The following is a 16,751-nucleotide window of genomic DNA, read 5'->3' on the forward strand; positions in this document are numbered from 1 at the left end:
CATGCGTCGTCGTTCTCTTCTGGCGCTGGCTCTTTCCGCCGGCTCAGGAGTTGCTGTGTCCTTGGCTGGAGGTCATGGCAAAGCCGCGTCCAGGTCGCGTCAACCTCGGCCAGTGCCTCCCCTTCGCCGAGGCTCACGGCTGAGAGCCATCAATCCAGGCACGTGGATGGATCCTGAAACGGATTTCACGCCATTGCTGCAGCGATTCGCCGCCCAAGGTTGGCATCTTGAAATTCCAGAGAGCGTCAGAGGTCAGTGGCAATGGTTCTCGGCCACCGATGATCAGCGGCGTGCCTCAATCGAAGACGCCTGGAACGACCCCACTCTCGATGGCGTGGTGTACGTGGGAGGTGGCTGGGGTGCAGCGCGTGTGCTGGAGTCTGGCCTGCGGTTTCCTGATCGCCCCTTTTGGTCTCTGGGTTTCTCTGACAGCAGTGCTCTGCTACTCGCCCAGTGGCAGGCCGGTCTGCTGGGAGCCATTCATGGCTCTGCCTGGGGAGTCGAGGAGCAGTGGCAACGCACGGTTGACCTGCTGAGCGGACGACCGACGCAACCATTGCAAGGACGAGGACGTCGCGGTCGTCAGGCACGGGGACGACTGGTGGTTACGAACCTCACGGTTGCCACCCATCTGATTGGGACCCGTTGGTTCCCCTCGCTCAAAGGGGCGATTCTGGTGCTCGAGGATGTGGGCGAGGCGCCCTATCGAGTGGATCGCATGCTCACTCAGTGGCGCAGCGTTGGTCTGTTCAAGGGTTTGGCCGGAGTGGCCTGTGGTCGCTTCAGCTGGAAAGAAGACGATGTTCTCCCTGGCGATTTCTCCATGCCGGAAATCCTTGACGAACGTCTCAGTGATCTCGGCGTACCTCTTGTCATGGATCTTCCCCTTGGTCATGGTCTGCCGAATTGGGCACTGCCTCTTGGACGCGAAGCATTGCTCGATGCATCATCAGGCCAACTCACACTGCAGGCCTAAAGGGTCTCGTTCAGCGTCTGTTGCGTGCCTCATTTCTTCGGGTTTTGCCTCTTTTCTTTTTTCTCAACAGCAAGTCCATTGGAATCATTCCAAGAGTCAGATAGGGCACGAATTGAGGCGAAAATTCTGCGGCCAGGCCAATCAACAGAAAGGCGGCAACGAAGCTTGCCCCTCGATATTTTTTGAGTCCTGAACCCTCACGACCTTTGATGAGGGCTGACTGCTCAAGCAGCTCGGGCTTCTGCCAGGCATGGATTGCGATAAGCCATCCAATGCCGCTAATCAATGCAAGAGTCCACCAGTAGAGAAGGCCGACTCCCTTGCTTGCAATCATCTGCCCATCATTCAATGAACCATAGAGTGCTGTGGGCCAGGGAAGGAAAACAATTAATGCCATCCATAATGAATTCAGCCAAAAAATTATTCCATCAAAAGTTCTCATCGAATTGAAGACCTGATTGTGCTTAAGCCACAACACAGAAAGGATTAAAAAGCTCAGCCAAAATGCAAAAATCTGAGATGAGTTGTCGCTAATCACTTGCCATATCGATTCACCACTTGTCGATTTGATGTCAACCAGCGGAAGCAGTTGAAGAGTGATGGCAATCGCAACAACAGCATCAGTGAAGTTGATCAGTCGGTCGAATGATCGCCGCTGAACGGGCGAGATTGAATTCTGTTCGCCGTCCATTCGAGATTGATCAAAGGATTCTCATGGTAGATCTCACCTCTCTATTGGCTCACCTCCTCTTTTCTGATTCGATCAGTGTGATCACTGAATCAAGTGTTGCAAGTCTCTTTGTTCGTCATCTGCTCCCTGAGATTGGTTTGTTCAATCAGGTTGCTTCGGGCTGATCATGATTGACGCAGGTTTGATTCGCTATTGAGCGAGACGCCGCTGAATCTTTGAAGGCCTCAAACAGCCGTAAAAAAACAGGGGCCTGATGGCCCCTGTTCGATGCAAGTTGCGTGGTCAAGTTGATCAGACAGCAACAGCAGCTTTGGGATCCAGTGCGCCTTTGGCATAGAGGCCGGCGTAGTAGGTGATGCTCTGCTGTTGAATCTTGCTGGCGTTGCCTGCGGCCCAGAACTGCTGATAGCGGTCGAGACAGACCTGCTTCATGTATTTGCGAGCTGGCTTGTTGAAATGGCGGGGATCAAAATTGGCTGGATCGGCGATCGCCGCCTCACGCACTGCCGCAGTAAAGGCAAGGCGATTGTCGGTGTCGATGTTCACTTTGCGAACACCGTTGCGAATTCCTTCCTGGATTTCCTCCACAGGAACCCCATAGGTTTCAGGAATTGAACCACCATGCTTGTTGATCATCTCCAACCACTCCTGGGGCACGGAAGAGGAGCCATGCATCACGAGGTGCGTGTTGGGGATCGCTTTGTGAATCTCAGCGATTCGGCTGATTGCCAGCACTTCACCGGTGGGTTTGCGGGTGAATTTGTAAGCACCATGGCTGGTCCCGATCGCGATGGCCAGTGCGTCGCACTTGGTTTTGGCCACGAAATCCGCAGCTTCTGCTGGATCTGTCAGCAGCATGTCCTTGGAGAGCTCACCTTCGAAGCCGTGGCCGTCTTCAGCCTCACCTTTTCCGGTTTCCAGTGAGCCCAGGCATCCCAGCTCACCTTCGACACTCACGCCAACGGAGTGAGCGAAATCAACAACCTGCTTGGTGACAGCAACGTTGTAGTCGTAGCTGGCGGGTGTTTTGGCGTCAGCTTCGAGGGATCCATCCATCATCACGGAGGTGAATCCATTGATTGCTGCCGAATAGCAGGTGTCAGGAGCATTGCCATGGTCCTGATGCATCACCACGGGAATGTGGGGATAGGTTTCAGTGGCAGCCAGGATCAGGTGGCGCAGAAAGATCTCACCTGCGTAGCTGCGTGCGCCACGGGAAGCCTGCAGGATGACCGGACTATCGGTCTCGTCGGCCGCTTCCATGATTGCCTGCACCTGTTCAAGGTTGTTGACGTTGAATGCAGGAATGCCGTAGCCGTTTTCGGCAGCATGGTCGAGCAGAAGCCGAAGCGGAACGAGCGCCATAGAGAAAGTCCAAAAAAAAGCCCTATCGGACTAAAAGGTCCGTAGGGCCGAGACTTTACCTGAGTGGTGTTCAATTTGTCACGCGTGCCTGTCTCGCAAGCGATGTCAGGGTGTGCGTGATGCTGGATCAGTAGGTGTAGCCCGCTACGAACAGCTGCTCATCGGAGGAGGGCTGTGATCCGGGTACATAGCGACCGAGTGAGGCCTCAGAGTTGGCCTGGGCGCGTGCCAGCAGTGCTTTCTGGCCGGCTTCCAGGTTCGTGCCAGCCCATCCCTTCAGGCAGGAGTGCTGCAGTGCTCTTCCGTAAGAGAAGCCAAGATTCCATTTCGCTTTGCGCTCGATGGTGTTCATGTGGTTCAGGTAAACCGAAGCAGCTTCTTCGCTCAGACCACCGGACAGGAACACGATGCCGGGAACGCTTGCTGGGACGCTGCGCTCCAGAGTGCGCACGGTCATGGCCGCCACTTTGGCTGGGTCTGCTTTCTCGGAACAATCGGCTCCCTGCACGGTCATTGAGGGCTTCAACAGGGTTCCTTCAAGCAGAACACCGTTGGCCTGGCAAGCGTGATACACCTCTTGGATCACGTGCTCCTGAATTCGGGCTGTGGTTTCGATCGTGTGATCACCATCCATCAGGATCTCTGGTTCCACAATCGGCACAAGACCTGATTCCTGGACTGAGCGTGCATAACGAGCCAGCCCCCAGGCGTTCTCCCGAACAGACAGAGGTGAGGGGCAGCCGTCAGAGGTGATTTGCAGAACAGCGCGCCATTTTGCGAAGCGTGCTCCTTGTGCGTAGTAGTCGGCTGCACGCTCGACCAGTCCGTCCAGACCAGTGCAAAGGGTTTCAACCGAGCCTGCGCCGACGAGCGGACGGAGGCCCATGTCAACCTTGATGCCGGGAATGATGCCCAACTTGCCAAGTTTGTTGACCATGGACTCGCCGTCGGCATGGTTTTGGAAGAGGGTCTCTTCGTAAAGAATGGCTCCGCTGATGAAGTCTCCGAGACCGGCTGCGGTGAAGAGCATTCCGCGATAGGCCTGGCGATTGGCTTCGGTGTTCTCAACTCCGATGGAGCCCAAGCGCTTGCCGATGGTCTTGGTGGATTCATCCACAGCAAGAATCCCTTTGCCAGGTGAGGCGAGAGATTGTGCGGTTGCAATCAGTTCGGAGGAATAATCAGACAGTGCCATTTGATTCTTCGGAATTGAGAGAGTCTCGGGGTCCAGAAGGACACCTAAGCCTCTCTGTTTACACCCTTAAGTGAGATTTGCTACGTAGTAGCTGAAACATTTGATTGTTGCTGTCCTGATTGGTTGCAGCGCGCTGGTAACTGGGCTAAGCGATTTCAGGCTGATGTCACTTGTCCTTACAGCCGACAAGCTGGTGTCAATTCCTTCTCCTCAATCCAGCTCGCTTTGTTCTGGACTGTGTTGCATAAAAAAGCCGGCTCCTCAAGGAGCCAGCTTTTTGGTCTTTGAAGTCTCAATCAGGAGTAGGCCGAATCAAAGCTCAGAGAGGGCCTGCCACTGATTGGGAAGGATTTTGGCAACCAGCTCGAAATTGCCATCACCGAGGGGCTTTGCAACGTAGGCAACACCCATGGGTGCGGGATAAATTCCATTGGTTGGAACAACCGGCATCGTCACACCCTGGAAGGGGTCATCGTGTCCAACGAGGAATGTGTTTTTGCCGCCTTCAGGTTTCGCGGACATCAAGGGAGCAACGCGCTTGGCGTAGTTCTCGTAATCCTCCGGAGTGCACTCAACACAGGGCAGGAAATTCAGATTTGAGTTCTTGGTGTAGGTGCCGAAAGCCAAATCAGCTGTGTTGTACGCACGGCAGTAGTCGCTTGAGATGACATCTCCAACAGGAATGCCTGCGGCCTTGATGCCTTCACCGATCGTTTTGGCATCAGCCTTGCCTTCATCACTCAGGCGACGCTGAGTGCTGCAATCAGCGAGATCCAGTTCTGGGCTGACCTGGTCGCCCCAGTCCTTCGTGGTTTTGGCATGACGGATGTAGATGACATGACCGCCATCCCTCAGCGCGCTAACGAGAGCCTTGTCGTCGACTGTGTTGACGAAATCTTTGTTGTTCTGTTCGCCAGAAAGGGTGGTCTCGTTTTGTTCATAGGCCTCAACCTCGCTGTTGCTGGAAGCTGATTGGTCCTTGGCTGAATCCTTGCTGACCGTTCCAGATGAACACGCCGCCATCAAGAGGAGGGCTGCAAAACAGGTTGCTTTTTTGATCATTGATCAAAGAAAATTCATATTGATTAAAGCGATTTCATATTTATGTGGCATTTTCAAAGTCACGCAAAGCCGTCACTGTTGATACGAAGTTGAAGGTGTGTAGTTCGTTGTCTGAATCAACGTGATGTCAACGTCCTGTCACAGGCCTGCTGGCTCGCGAGACCTTCAGCAAGGCCAGGCACCATCGGATGGCCCTTTTGAATGCTCTGCGCCCACCAGCTCTGAAGACGCGCGACCGGTGCGACGCGTCCATCACTCCACGTCGTCGCGAAGCGCAGATCCTCATCCGGTTGGACGTTGCGAGGCGCATCTCCGCCTTGTTGCAAGGTGAGCGAAAAGCCATGCACATAATCCTTCTGGTTCTCACTCCCCAGAACCAGACTGCCCTCGGATCCGTAGATCTCAATCCAGCAACCACGACCATTGCGGGCAACCGAGGACAGGGCGAGTTGTGCGGCGACGGTCCCACCTTGATGGGTCGCTAAGTCCACATTGATCAGGGCGATGTCGTCAGCATCAACCGGCCGCATGTTGCCTTCGCAATCGGGTCGCTGTGCAATGGAGGTGCGTGTCATGGCCTGTGGTTCTCCAACAGAGCCGATCAACCACGCCAAGGTGTCAAAAGCATGGGTGCCAAGCGCTCCGATGACGCCTCCACCTTGATTGGCCTGTGAGTACCAGTTCCAGGCTCGTTGCGGGTTGGCTCTGCTGCTCATCAACCAATCCAGTTTCACCAGCCAGGGGGTCCCCACAGCTCCCTGCTCGAGAAGGCGTGCTGCCTGTTGAAACAGGGGAACTGCCCTGTATTCGAAATCCACAGCAACGCTGAGACCTCTGCCGATGGCTTCGCGCTGCAGATCCGCCACGTCCTGCGCATTCAGGGCGACGGGCTTCTCAAGCAGCAGATGTTTCCCCGCCTTCAGCGCTCGCATCGCCAGATCAAAACGAGGTGCCGGGGGTGTGGCAATGATCACTGCATCGACACGGGAATCCTCAAGGAGTGAGTCCCAGCAGTGGTAACCCTTCAGGCCGGAGTTGCTGCAGGCCTCATCCAGTCGATCCTGCCTTCGGTGCCAGAGAGCGACAGGTTCCAGCTCGGGAACGTTCTGCAGAGCGGGCAGATGAACCGATTCGCCGAAGCCGAGGCCGGCGATGGCAACACCAATCGGGCGTTGAGAGATCGGACTGGGAGCCATTGAAAAGCGGGCGGCGGATACAGGGATGCAGTTAGACAAGTTCTGAACTGCAAACGGCGTTGATGACTTCGGTGATCAGATCATCCTTGGCCGGCGCTTCCCAGTCAGCCCTGAAGCGGGGTAGTCCGTTCTTCTGTGTATCTCGATAGAGCGACTGATCACAATCGATTTCCATCACCACAAGAGTCCCCAGGGCAGGCGATTCATCCTCGGTTTTCAGGCTGTATCGACTGAGAACCGAAACATTGCCCTCTCTTGTTCTGCGGACGCTTCCTGCGTCCCACCACTGCTGCCCTTCGCTGGTTGATGGCACTTCACGCCAATCAACAGGACCGGCGAAAATCGGCTGAGCGAAAGCCATCTGCATTAAAACCACAACCAGTGAAGCCAACAGTGCTGATGTCAGCCACTGATGGACTCGTGTCCTCAGATTGGTGTTCATGCCTCGACGGCGATCTCGGGTCGACAGCCATGCAGGCTTAAAAGAGTTGCCAAGGTGTTCTTCAGCTGTGTTCTCGGCACGATTGTGTCAACGAACCCATGCTCTTGGAGGTATTCGGCCGTCTGGAAGTTATCGGGAAGCTTCTCCCGCAGGGTTTGTTCAATCACTCTCCGGCCGGCAAAACCGATCAGAGCCTTGGGCTCGGCGAGGATTAAATCGCCGAGCATGGCGAAGCTCGCCGTGACGCCTCCTGTGGTGGGGTGCGTCAGCAGCGGCATGTAAAGCACACCCGCTTCGCGATGGCGTTCCAGCGCTCCGGAAATCTTGGCCATCTGCATGAGGCTCAGCATGCCTTCCTGCATGCGTGCGCCTCCGGAGGCACAGACGATGAGTAAGGGAAGCTGTTTGGCTGTGGCCACCTCGATTAGCCGGGTGATTTTTTCTCCCACCACCGAGCCCATGGATCCGCCCATGAAACGGAAATCCATCACCGCAAGGGCCATGGGGATCTCGTCCACTCGGCACAATCCCGTAATCACCCCATCGCGAAGCCCTGTGCTGGCTTGGGTTTCCCGCAGACGATCGGCATAGGCCCGTCGATCCTTGAACCCAAGCGGGTCAGTAGGAGTCAGGTCTTCGTCAAGCGGTTCAAAGCTTCCTTCGTCGGCAATGATCGCGATTCGCTCAGCACTGAAGATGCGGTGGTGATAACTGCAGTTGCCGCAAACACTTGCGTTGGCCAGAAGGTCTTTGCGATAGACCACCTGGGAGCACTCAGGACATTTGCTCCAGAGACCATCCCCCTCCTCGGGTTCTTGCGCGACCTTGACCACGGACTGACCCTTGCGGCGATCAGCGAACCAGTCGAAAAGAGACACGGGGACAATCCAGACCAGCCCATTAAAAGACGGACCGGTCCAAGAATTATGCCATCGGGGCTTCTCTTCTTTTCCAGGAGCCTTTTCAAGACGATGTTGATGGAATTTTTTGTCTTAATTCCGCTCACAGTCACACCATCAATCGAGCACCGAAGTAGGCGGTACTGGCGCGTAACATTTGTCACTCAAGAGGTGTGATTCCGGCCGTTTTTAATCTTTGCTCTAGGGCTTACATGCGGTTGTTTGTCTATAAAAAATTATTGGCATTCTTTTGATGGCATCGCATACTTCGGCAATCAATGAACATCTTGCGCTTGAGTTTCAGGCTAGTCATACCTACCTGGCGATGTCGATTTGGTTGCGTGAGAGAGATTTAATTGGTTTCTCTAGCTACATGCTCAACAAAAGCACTGAGGAACGAGGCCATGCCTCTAAATTCATTGCCTATCTAGTTGATAGCGAATGTAATGTTCAGCTGCCTACGATTGAGTCGCCTGAGAGGGAGTGGCAGTCTGTTAAAACGCTTTTTGACAAGGTGTATGAGATGGAAAAAACTGTCACCAAGTCGATCAATAATATCTATACGCTTTCGGAAAATGAAGGGGATAGGACTGCCACAGCCATGCTCGATTGGTTTGTGGGTGAGCAGCTGCAGGAAGAATCCGAAGCTCGATTTGTTCTGAAACGACTGCGCTTGGCCGATTCCAGTCCAGCGGCATTGATCTTGCTTGATCAGCAATTTCTCGATGGAACTTTGCTGGCCAACGTCAAAGCAGGAGGAGCTTTTGATATTGCAGGCGCTGGTGGTGGTGCGGCTGTCTGATTTTGTTCACGACCCGATCAGTGCCACCCACTGACTCCACCACCATTGAGGGCCCATCAACCAGACCAACCAAATCCCCAGGGCAATGAAGGGGCCGAACGGGAAAGGTTGTCTGGGTTGCAGGCGTCCGATGATCCTGCCAATCACCCCGAACATCGCTCCTGAGATCACCGCGATCCCCATCGCCATTCCCAGTCCAGCCAGTCCCAGCCAGGCTCCTGCCATGGCTGCCAGTTTGGCGTCACCCAATCCCAGTGCAGGCTGTCCCACCAAGCGTTCCGCCAGAGCACTGAGACCTTCCAGCACCAGTAACCCCGCGGCTGACGCCAGCAGATGATTGAACAGAAGGCTCTTGCCGATCTCCGGATGTCCAAAGGCAGCAACCAGCGCGCTCGCCAGCAGTCCTGTGATCACTCCTGCGCGGCAGATCGGTTCCGGTAACCAAAGGTGATCGATGTCGATCAGCACCAGCGGCATTAACAGGCTGATCAGCACGACTCCGCCCACCAGCGTGACGAGAGTCGTCACGGGGTCTGATGACAACGTGTCAACGCTGAAGCCCATGGCCCACACCGCACTCAGCCATAACCCTGCGGTGAGAGCCTCCACGAGGGGGTAGCGAGCAGAGATGGGTTGATCGCAGTTGCGGCAGCGTCCTCTTAATGCCAGCCAGCCGATCACGGGAATGTTGTCGTGCCATCGCACGGAATGACCGCAGCGAGGACAGTGACTGCCTGGCCAAACAACGGACTCCTCTCTCGGAAGTCGCCAGGTGACGACGTTAATGAAGCTGCCAACACACGCTCCTGTGAGCAGCACGATCGAAACCAGGAGTGGGTTCAAGACCCTTGCCCCTTGACCCGTTCTTTGGGATTGCGTGGTCGCCTTAGCCTTCGACTGATCAGTTCTGCACTGATGAATTGTTCATCAGGCAACAGCGTTGGAGCCTCGAGAACCACACGCCCCTCGGTGAGATTGATCTTCACGACAACTCCGCAGGGGTCGAGCGAATGGGTTGATTCGCTCAGATGTTGGAAATAAATTTTTCGGGCCAAAGCGATCAGGCGTCTGCTGTCCACTCGGTCCCAGCGTGGAGTGAGGCTGGCGTTTCTGCCGGCTCCCGCGATCAGGAAGGAGGGAGGTGAAACAGAAATAGGCTCACCTGAACAATCAGATGAGCCCACGATAGGACTGATTGGGGCTATTGATGAACAGAAATCAGTTCATCTTTTTCTTCTCTTCAATCATGCGGTGGATGATTGGAGTGAGAATCAGTTCCATGGCAAAACCCATTTTGCCGCCGTTCACCACGATGCTGGTGGGGCTGGACATGAATGAGTCGTGGATCATGTTCAGAAGATCGTTGAAGTCAATCCCCCACTTCTCTCGAGCACCCTTGCGGAAGTGAATGATCACAAAGCTCTCATCCGGGCTGGGAATGTTCCTGCAGATGAATGGGTTGGAGGTATCGACCGTTGGGACCCTCTGGAAATTGATATCGGTGCGGCTGAACTGAGGACAGATGTGATTGATGTAGTCAGGCATCCTGCGCAGGATGGTGTCCACAATCGCCTCGGCGGAATAGCCGCGCTCGGCATTGTCGCGGTGGATCTTCTGGATCCATTCGAGGTTGGTAATCGGCACCACACCCACCAGAAGATCGGCAAGTGATGCCACGTCGTAGGCATCACCTTTCACGCCACCGTGAAGCCCTTCGTAGAACAACAGGTCTGTGCCAGTTGGGATGTCTTCCCAGGGGGTGAACTGGCCTGGATTGAGATCGACTCCCAAGCGGGAATTGTGCTCAGCGGCTTCCTCTGGACTGTGCAGGTAATAGCGCTTCTGCCCACCGCCTGTCTCTCCATAGACGCGGAACAGTTCCTCAAGCTTGTCAAAGAGGTTGGCTTCAGGGCCGAAGTGGGAGAAGTTCTCGCCCTTTGCCAAAGCATCAGCCATGGCATCTTTCATGGCCATCCGCTCAAAGCGGTGGTAGCTGTCGCCTTCAACGACAGCCGGTGTGATGCTTTCACGCGCGAAGATGTGCTCGAAGGCACGCTTCACGGTGCTGGTGCCGGCACCTGAGGAACCGGTGACAGCCACGACGGGGTGACGCTTCGACATCGACGGAGGCAGATCTGGCCCGAAGAGTTTGGCAGGTCAACGGACCGATTTCGAAATTTGCTTGATCAAATCTGATCAGAGTGCCTTGAGCAGCTCTTCACCCATGGCCCTGCAACCCAGTGGTGTGCAACCTTCCGCCATCAGATCGCCGGTACGAAAGCCCTTCGCCAGCACCTGGTCAACAGCCTGTTCCAGAGCGTCTGCTGCGCTGGGTTGCTTCAAGCCTGTTCTCAGCATCATCGCTGCGGAGAGAACCATGGCCATGGGGTTGGCCTTGTCTTGGCCGGCAATGTCCGGAGCTGATCCATGCACCGGCTCAAAGAGCCCCGGCCCTTCACTTCCGAGCGACGCTGAAGGAAGCATGCCGATGGATCCCGTGAGCATCGCTGCTTCATCGCTGAGGATGTCACCGAAAAGATTGCCTGTGAGTAAGACATCGAACTGACGTGGGGCTCGAACGAGCTGCATCGCAGCGTTGTCCACGTACATGTGACTCACCTCCACGTTGCTGTAGCTGCTCGACAAGGCATCCACCCGGTCTCTCCACAGCTGGCTGACATCAAGCACGTTGGCCTTGTCCACCGAGCACAGTCGGCCTGTACGTTCACTCGCCAGCTCGAAAGCCACTCTGGCGATTCGATCCACCTCTGAATCCGAGTAGGTCATGGTGTTGAAGCCCCGTTCTTCCCCGTCTGCTTCGATTCGCCCTTTCGGTTGGCCGAAGTAAATGCCACCCGTGAGTTCACGGACGACCATCAGATCGACTCCTTTAATCACTTCTGGCCGGAGACTGCTGGCATCGATTAAGGCAGGCACGATCTTGACCGGTCGGAGATTGGCGAACAGCTCCATCCCAGAACGCAAAGCCAGCAGTCCGCTTTCCGGTCGCTTGGCTCTCGGCAATGCGTCGAAACGGGGACTGCCGATGGCTGCAAGCAACACCGCATCGGCTGAACGGCAGGTCTCCAGAGTGCTTGCCGGTAATGGTTCTCCAGTGGCGTCGATGGCGGCTCCACCGATCAGCTGTTCATCGAACGTCAGACTGAAGTCAAAACGTGCGGCGACGGCTTCGAGAAGCTGACGGGCTACGGCGGTGATTTCCGGGCCGATGCCATCGCCGGGCAGAAGAACGACACGATGCTGATCCATGTTGCCGAGCCCGGACAGTGCTGGTGGGAGATTACTGAGCGGTCTCTGATCCTTCAGAACCAGAGACCGCTGGTTCAACCTGACGCTGAAGTTGACGCAGCTGTTTGGTCATCTCAGGCAATTTGCTGAAGGCCGCAGAACAGCGCAGCCAGAGCCTGTTCGGAATGGCTGGATATCCGCTCACCACTTCCCCTGAAGCGATTTCGCCATGGATGCCGCTTTTGGAGCTGGCGATCGCGCTGTCGCCGATCACCGCACGGTTGGCGACACCCACCTGTCCGGCGAGGATCACCCCATCGCCCAGACGTGCTCCACCTGCGATCCCCACCTGTGAGGCCAAGGCGCAGCCCCGTCCTGTCACGACGCCATGACCGATCTGCACGAGATTGTCGACTTTGCTGCCGGCACCAATCCGGGTTTCGCCGACGGAAGGACGATCAATCGTGCTGCCACATCCGATCTCGACACCGTCTTCGAGAACAACCAAACCGGTCTGGGGCATCTTGCGCCAACCCTTGGCCGTTGGCACAAAGCCAAACCCTTCTGATCCGACGACTGCATTGGAATGCACGACACAACCCCTGCCGATACGGCATCCGGGGTGCAAAACGGCATTGGCGTGCAATTCACAGCCTTCCCCGATGTCCACGTTGCCGTAGATCACCACTCCTGGGTGAATCACGGTTTGCGCTCCGATCCGGGTGTCATCCCCAATCGTCACGTTGGCGGACACGCTCACACCAGCTCCAATCTGCACGCGATCGGAGATCACGGCGCTGGGATGGATGCCCGCGTTCGGTACAGGACGGGGATGCAGTTGTTCGAGCGCTTCAGCGAAAGCCAATCGCGGATCGCGACAGGCGGCCCAAGACAGTTTTCGGTGTTCAGCGAGCACCTTCAACTCCTCTTGATCAGGGATCAAGACAGCACCTACGCCACTGGTTTCAAGGCTTGCGACAAGCGCATTGCCTTGCTCAAGGAAGCTGAGTTGATCAGCTTGTGCGCATTCGAGAGAGGCGGCTCCTCGGAGTTCGGGATCCTGGCCTGCGGAAACCTTCAGAACGCCTGACTCGCCCTGCTCAAGAATGGCGATCAACTCGCTGAAGCGCATGGGGACCTACCGGTTTGACTGAACATCGTGTTCACAGCTGACATTCTCCAACTGGTTTGCAACGCATTCGTTACTAACAGCCTTTGAAAAACCAGTGAGAAGTTGCGGTCAAGTTAGCCGGCTAAGAGGTTGATGATGCATGCCGGACTGTTCCGAAATCACGACTGATCGAGAGTGTGAACAGTCAACGCTGGCAGATTTTGTTTGCGCAACGCGGTGAGTTCTCAATATTTTGGTAGAGATTTTCGGCTTCTTGTGAGTCTGATTGCCACTCCTGGTCGTGAAAACATTGTTATTTCCTGAATCCTGATTTTCAACGACTGTCAAGGGTTACCTCTTTGATCTTGTTGGTATGAATGGTTGTTGCTGGCATTCAGCGTTTGAACGCATCTCAGTGTGTCGTCTTTCCCGGCCTGGAGCTGTTGTTTACTTGATGATGTTTGGGTCGGCAAGAGCTTGAGCTGCCTCTTGGCTATGCTGTGTCAAATTATTCATGAATGATGTCGAAGTGGTTTTTGATTCTGGGAGGGCTGTATTCAGGTCTTCTCCTTTATATTTATGTGATCTTGCCTGCGCTGAAGTAGGCCCTCGCTTTTTGTTCGATTCGATCGTCTTATCTGCTTTTAGGAGCCATCCTTGCTCAGTCTTCTGGAATGATTTTTGACTTGATTGGATGATTCGCGGCTGATTGAGAGTTTGCTGTTTGATGATTGACCTGTGATGTTCGCCGCTGTAGATGCTGATACAGCTGTAAGAAAAGTTTTTCGCTACTCTGATTTTCGTGCTTAACGATGTTATGTCGGCGAAACAGGATCCGATCATCAGTTTGTTTGCTGCTGCCTCTGTCGGCGCTTTTCTGCTGACGTCTTGGCTGGCTCACGATTACTCAAATATCATCATTCCTTTTCTCTTCCTTAGCATGATTTGTGCCAACGGATTTGGATATTATCTTGGGCTTTCTGCAAGCAAATAGTCTTCGATTTGATCTGTGAATTGCGTCTGAACTGATTCAGCAGGCGGTCTGAAAAGCATCAGATCGATCTGTTTCGCATTAACAAACTTGCATCGATCATGAATTCGCTGCTTGTTGTGTCGTTGGCATCATCAGCACCATGGCGTCGCGATGCACCACGACTGGTGAGCCCCCATCGGCTGTGGCATTCGATGACTGCTGGGTCAGCAGATGATTCAACTTCTCGCTGCTCATCGTTGTGAGGCCGCGAGCCACCTCCTGGCCATCCTCATTGAGCAGAAGCACAGCCTGGTTGGCCTCGAACTGTCCGTTCAGCTCTGTGACGCCAACCAGCAGGAGCGAAGCTCCCTTGTTTAGCAGTGCTCGACAGGCTCCGGGGTCCAGGCGCAGCGAGCCTGTTGGTTGCAGTGCATGGGCTAGCCAACTCTTGCGATTGCCCAGCGGTTGAGGGTGGGGATGGAACACAGTGCCGCCTCGACCGCCTCGCAGGATGTTCTGCAATGACTCTGCTTTCCGGCCATCGCCCAGATGCACTGTGATTCCGCTTGCGGTGGCGATACGAGCTGCTGCAAGTTTCGTGGCCATGCCCCCGGTACCCCATCGGCCACCGCTACCTGCTCCTTCCTCGAGCTCTCCGATGTGCTCGGGATCATGCACATCCTTGATTGGTGTGGCATTGAGATCACTACGAGGATCTGCTGAATAGAGACTGTCAACATCAGTCAGCAGGATCAATTCATCGGCTTTGACCGCTGCAGCAACGAGTGCTGAGAGGGTGTCGTTGTCACCGAATTTCAGCTCATCTGAAGACACCGTGTCGTTTCCATTCACCACGGGGAGGACTCCCCAATCAAGCAGCTGATTCAATGTGGCAGACGCGTTGTGGTAGCTCAGGCGGTCTGCCAAGTCGGCGCGCGTGAGAAGCACCTGTGCGACTGGAATGGAATGGCGGGAGAATTCTTTTTCATACAGGCTCATCAGATATCCCTGGCCCACGGATGCGGCAGCTTGCAGGCCTGGAAGGCTGAGGGGCCGTTGAGTCATGCCGAGTCGTTGACAGCCCAGGCCAACGGCTCCAGATGACACGAGCACCGTGCGATCGCCGCGGCCCATGCTGTCCGCCAGGTTGTTGGACAACTGTGCAATTGCTTCGGCCGTAGACGTCTCTTGGCGTTGTCTCAGCAGGCTTGTCCCCACTTTTACAACCCTGAGGGTCATTGCCCCACTGCTCCGAAAAATCTGGCGAGATGCCGTTCCAGCCTTTGCACGCGATCGTGACTGCAGGCTGTGCCGTCGGGGCGTGGCGGTTTCACCAGCACGGTGTAAAGCCCCAGTCTGTTGCCGGCAAGAACATCGGTGAACACACGATCTCCCACCATGGCGATCTCGGTCGTCGCATTGGGAAGCGTGCTGATCACGCGACGAATCGCTCCACGGCGAGGTTTTGATGCTGAGCAGGTGTAAGTCACATTCATCTGATCCGCCACTGCCTGGATTCTCTGGCGCGAAGGGTTATTGCTGATCAGATGAATGTGCAACAAACGCGATGCATCCTTGGCCCAGCGACGCATTGGAGCAGGCAGTTCCACGCCACGCCCTGGGAGCAGGGTACGGTCCACATCCAGCAACAGAACCTTGATACCCCTCCCAATCAGGGGTTCCAGGGGTAAGTGGGCCAGGGTCAGGCCCGGATCCCAATCCGGTATCAGCCAGTGACGCGGCATCACTCAGGAAGCCCCTGCTCATCCAGCTCGGCTTCAATCCGTGGTTGAACGCGGTCGAACTCCTCACCCTCAACAAGCAAGGCTGCACCGTCGTCCATTCTTGCCACCACGAAAAAGGGATCCAGAGGGATGTACAAGCCATATTCCTGTTCCTCCACGAGAAAGCTCACCAACAGCTCATAGGTTTCGGATTCATCGTCAACGTCCTCCTCGTCGAGATCGTCAGGATCGGGTTCATCAAGCTCACCGTTCACGGTCAGAGTCACTGCTGAGCGGACCAGGGTGAGATCGTGTTCCTGAAGCACCACATCAGCGACCGAAAGGATCGGCTCGCTGCTGGCGATGCTTTCGATCAGTTCGGGATCATCCCCGTCGCGCAGACGGAACAGACACACAGGTGTATCAACAGGCGTAAGAAGCGCATAATCCTTCTCATCAAGAGGAATGAGCTGCTCAAGAAAACAAAGCAGGTCGTGTCCGTCACGGTCCTTGACGAGAACGGTGGGCACCTCACCGTTGGAAGCAGGTCCGCTGGAACTCATGGCGCTGGAGGAATTAAAGTCCAGGATCTTGCATCAGCATCCGTTTCGCCACGTTTCGCAGGCGCCATCTGGACTGGTTGTGGTTCAGGCCCATCGGCAAGCCACTGTTCGAGCAGCAGTGCTGCCGCGGCACTGTCCAGTCGTCCAGTGCGATCTCCATGCAGTTGATGGCGCTCTGCCGCTGCCCAGCTGCTGCTGTGCTCGTTCACAAGGGCCATTGGCAGAGACAGAGCACGAGCCAGTCGGACGCCGTAGCGATGACAGTGTTTGGCCTGCATGGTGGGCTCACCCGAATCGTCCAGGGGTAGACCAACAATCAGAGCCTCAACCCGGCGCGCGTCGCAGAGTGTCTTGATTTGGCTGACATCGTGATCGAAGTCGCCACGTTGCAATGCTTTGAGTGGAGTGACAGTCAATCCAAGGCCGTCGCAGCCTGCGAGCCCGATCCTTCGACGGCCGACATCAAGGCTGAGTGCTGACCGCGCCTGGGGAGGTGAGCTCAA

Annotated in this window: 18 protein-coding genes; 2 read left to right on the forward strand and 16 right to left on the reverse strand. The window is 55.4% G+C overall.

Annotated elements, in window-relative coordinates; genetic code table 11:
• Position 1: 1 nt before the first annotated feature.
• Positions 2 to 976 carry an LD-carboxypeptidase gene (locus SynMITS9220_RS05485; protein ID WP_186991296.1) on the forward strand — a complete coding sequence of 325 codons (975 nt, stop codon included), beginning with the start codon at positions 2 to 4 and terminating at the stop codon, positions 974 to 976.
• A 10-nt stretch (positions 977 to 986) separates the two neighbouring features.
• On the opposite strand, the gene SynMITS9220_RS05490 is transcribed toward SynMITS9220_RS05485, so the two are convergent.
• From SynMITS9220_RS05490 to accD, 7 genes are all read right to left on the reverse strand, one after another.
• On the reverse strand, positions 987 to 1,667 hold the full coding sequence (locus SynMITS9220_RS05490) for a TMEM175 family protein (RefSeq protein WP_186991298.1): 681 nt from the start codon (positions 1,665 to 1,667) through the stop codon (positions 987 to 989).
• Between the two features lie 291 nt (positions 1,668 to 1,958).
• Entirely contained in the window at positions 1,959 to 3,032 is a 1,074-nt protein-coding gene (gene fba, locus SynMITS9220_RS05495) for a class II fructose-bisphosphate aldolase (protein ID WP_066905468.1), read from the reverse strand.
• A 127-nt stretch (positions 3,033 to 3,159) separates the two neighbouring features.
• A complete protein-coding gene (locus tag SynMITS9220_RS05500; protein ID WP_186991300.1) occupies positions 3,160 to 4,227 on the reverse strand; it encodes a class I fructose-bisphosphate aldolase in 1,068 nt (355 codons plus the stop codon).
• Between the two features lie 312 nt (positions 4,228 to 4,539).
• Positions 4,540 to 5,289, reverse strand: a complete 750-nt coding sequence (locus SynMITS9220_RS05505; protein ID WP_255483241.1) for a histidine phosphatase family protein — start codon at positions 5,287 to 5,289, stop codon at positions 4,540 to 4,542.
• A gap of 116 nt (positions 5,290 to 5,405) precedes the next feature.
• On the reverse strand, positions 5,406 to 6,485 hold the full coding sequence (locus tag SynMITS9220_RS05510) for a Gfo/Idh/MocA family protein (RefSeq protein ID WP_186991304.1): 1,080 nt from the start codon (positions 6,483 to 6,485) through the stop codon (positions 5,406 to 5,408).
• A 31-nt stretch (positions 6,486 to 6,516) separates the two neighbouring features.
• A complete protein-coding gene (locus SynMITS9220_RS05515; RefSeq protein WP_186991920.1) occupies positions 6,517 to 6,852 on the reverse strand; it encodes a hypothetical protein in 336 nt (111 codons plus the stop codon).
• Between the two features lie 71 nt (positions 6,853 to 6,923).
• Positions 6,924 to 7,805 carry an acetyl-CoA carboxylase, carboxyltransferase subunit beta gene (gene accD, locus SynMITS9220_RS05520; RefSeq protein WP_186991306.1) on the reverse strand — a complete coding sequence of 294 codons (882 nt, stop codon included), beginning with the start codon at positions 7,803 to 7,805 and terminating at the stop codon, positions 6,924 to 6,926.
• Between the two features lie 274 nt (positions 7,806 to 8,079).
• On the opposite strand from accD, the gene SynMITS9220_RS05525 reads away from it, so the two are divergent.
• Positions 8,080 to 8,628, forward strand: coding sequence for a ferritin (locus SynMITS9220_RS05525; RefSeq protein ID WP_067094967.1), 549 nt, complete (start codon positions 8,080 to 8,082; stop codon positions 8,626 to 8,628).
• Between the two features lie 6 nt (positions 8,629 to 8,634).
• On the opposite strand, the gene SynMITS9220_RS05530 is transcribed toward SynMITS9220_RS05525, so the two are convergent.
• The 9 genes from SynMITS9220_RS05530 to ruvX form a co-directional block, all read right to left on the reverse strand.
• A complete protein-coding gene (locus SynMITS9220_RS05530) occupies positions 8,635 to 9,471 on the reverse strand; it encodes an A24 family peptidase (RefSeq protein WP_186991308.1) in 837 nt (278 codons plus the stop codon).
• On the reverse strand, positions 9,468 to 9,812 hold the full coding sequence (locus SynMITS9220_RS05535) for a hypothetical protein (protein ID WP_255483242.1): 345 nt from the start codon (positions 9,810 to 9,812) through the stop codon (positions 9,468 to 9,470). The genes SynMITS9220_RS05530 and SynMITS9220_RS05535 overlap by 4 nt, the downstream gene beginning before the upstream one ends.
• A 34-nt stretch (positions 9,813 to 9,846) precedes the next feature.
• A complete protein-coding gene (locus SynMITS9220_RS05540) occupies positions 9,847 to 10,749 on the reverse strand; it encodes a phosphoribulokinase (protein ID WP_067094961.1) in 903 nt (300 codons plus the stop codon).
• 75 nt (positions 10,750 to 10,824) lie between these two features.
• On the reverse strand, positions 10,825 to 11,898 hold the full coding sequence (gene leuB, locus SynMITS9220_RS05545) for a 3-isopropylmalate dehydrogenase (protein WP_186991311.1): 1,074 nt from the start codon (positions 11,896 to 11,898) through the stop codon (positions 10,825 to 10,827).
• Between the two features lie 31 nt (positions 11,899 to 11,929).
• Positions 11,930 to 13,009 carry a UDP-3-O-(3-hydroxymyristoyl)glucosamine N-acyltransferase gene (gene lpxD, locus SynMITS9220_RS05550; protein WP_186991314.1) on the reverse strand — a complete coding sequence of 360 codons (1,080 nt, stop codon included), beginning with the start codon at positions 13,007 to 13,009 and terminating at the stop codon, positions 11,930 to 11,932.
• 1,069 nt (positions 13,010 to 14,078) lie between these two features.
• On the reverse strand, positions 14,079 to 15,200 hold the full coding sequence (proB, locus tag SynMITS9220_RS05555) for a glutamate 5-kinase (RefSeq protein ID WP_186991317.1): 1,122 nt from the start codon (positions 15,198 to 15,200) through the stop codon (positions 14,079 to 14,081).
• A complete protein-coding gene (locus SynMITS9220_RS05560; protein WP_186991320.1) occupies positions 15,197 to 15,706 on the reverse strand; it encodes a YqeG family HAD IIIA-type phosphatase in 510 nt (169 codons plus the stop codon). The genes proB and SynMITS9220_RS05560 overlap by 4 nt, the downstream gene beginning before the upstream one ends.
• Entirely contained in the window at positions 15,706 to 16,248 is a 543-nt protein-coding gene (locus tag SynMITS9220_RS05565) for a DUF3727 domain-containing protein (RefSeq protein WP_115126303.1), read from the reverse strand. Before SynMITS9220_RS05565 ends, SynMITS9220_RS05560 begins: the two co-directional genes overlap by 1 nt.
• Positions 16,245 to 16,751 carry a Holliday junction resolvase RuvX gene (ruvX, locus tag SynMITS9220_RS05570; protein WP_186991323.1) on the reverse strand — a complete coding sequence of 169 codons (507 nt, stop codon included), beginning with the start codon at positions 16,749 to 16,751 and terminating at the stop codon, positions 16,245 to 16,247. The genes SynMITS9220_RS05565 and ruvX overlap by 4 nt, the downstream gene beginning before the upstream one ends.

Source organism: Synechococcus sp. MIT S9220 (assembly GCF_014304815.1).
GTDB lineage: Bacteria > Cyanobacteriota > Cyanobacteriia > PCC-6307 > Cyanobiaceae > Synechococcus_C.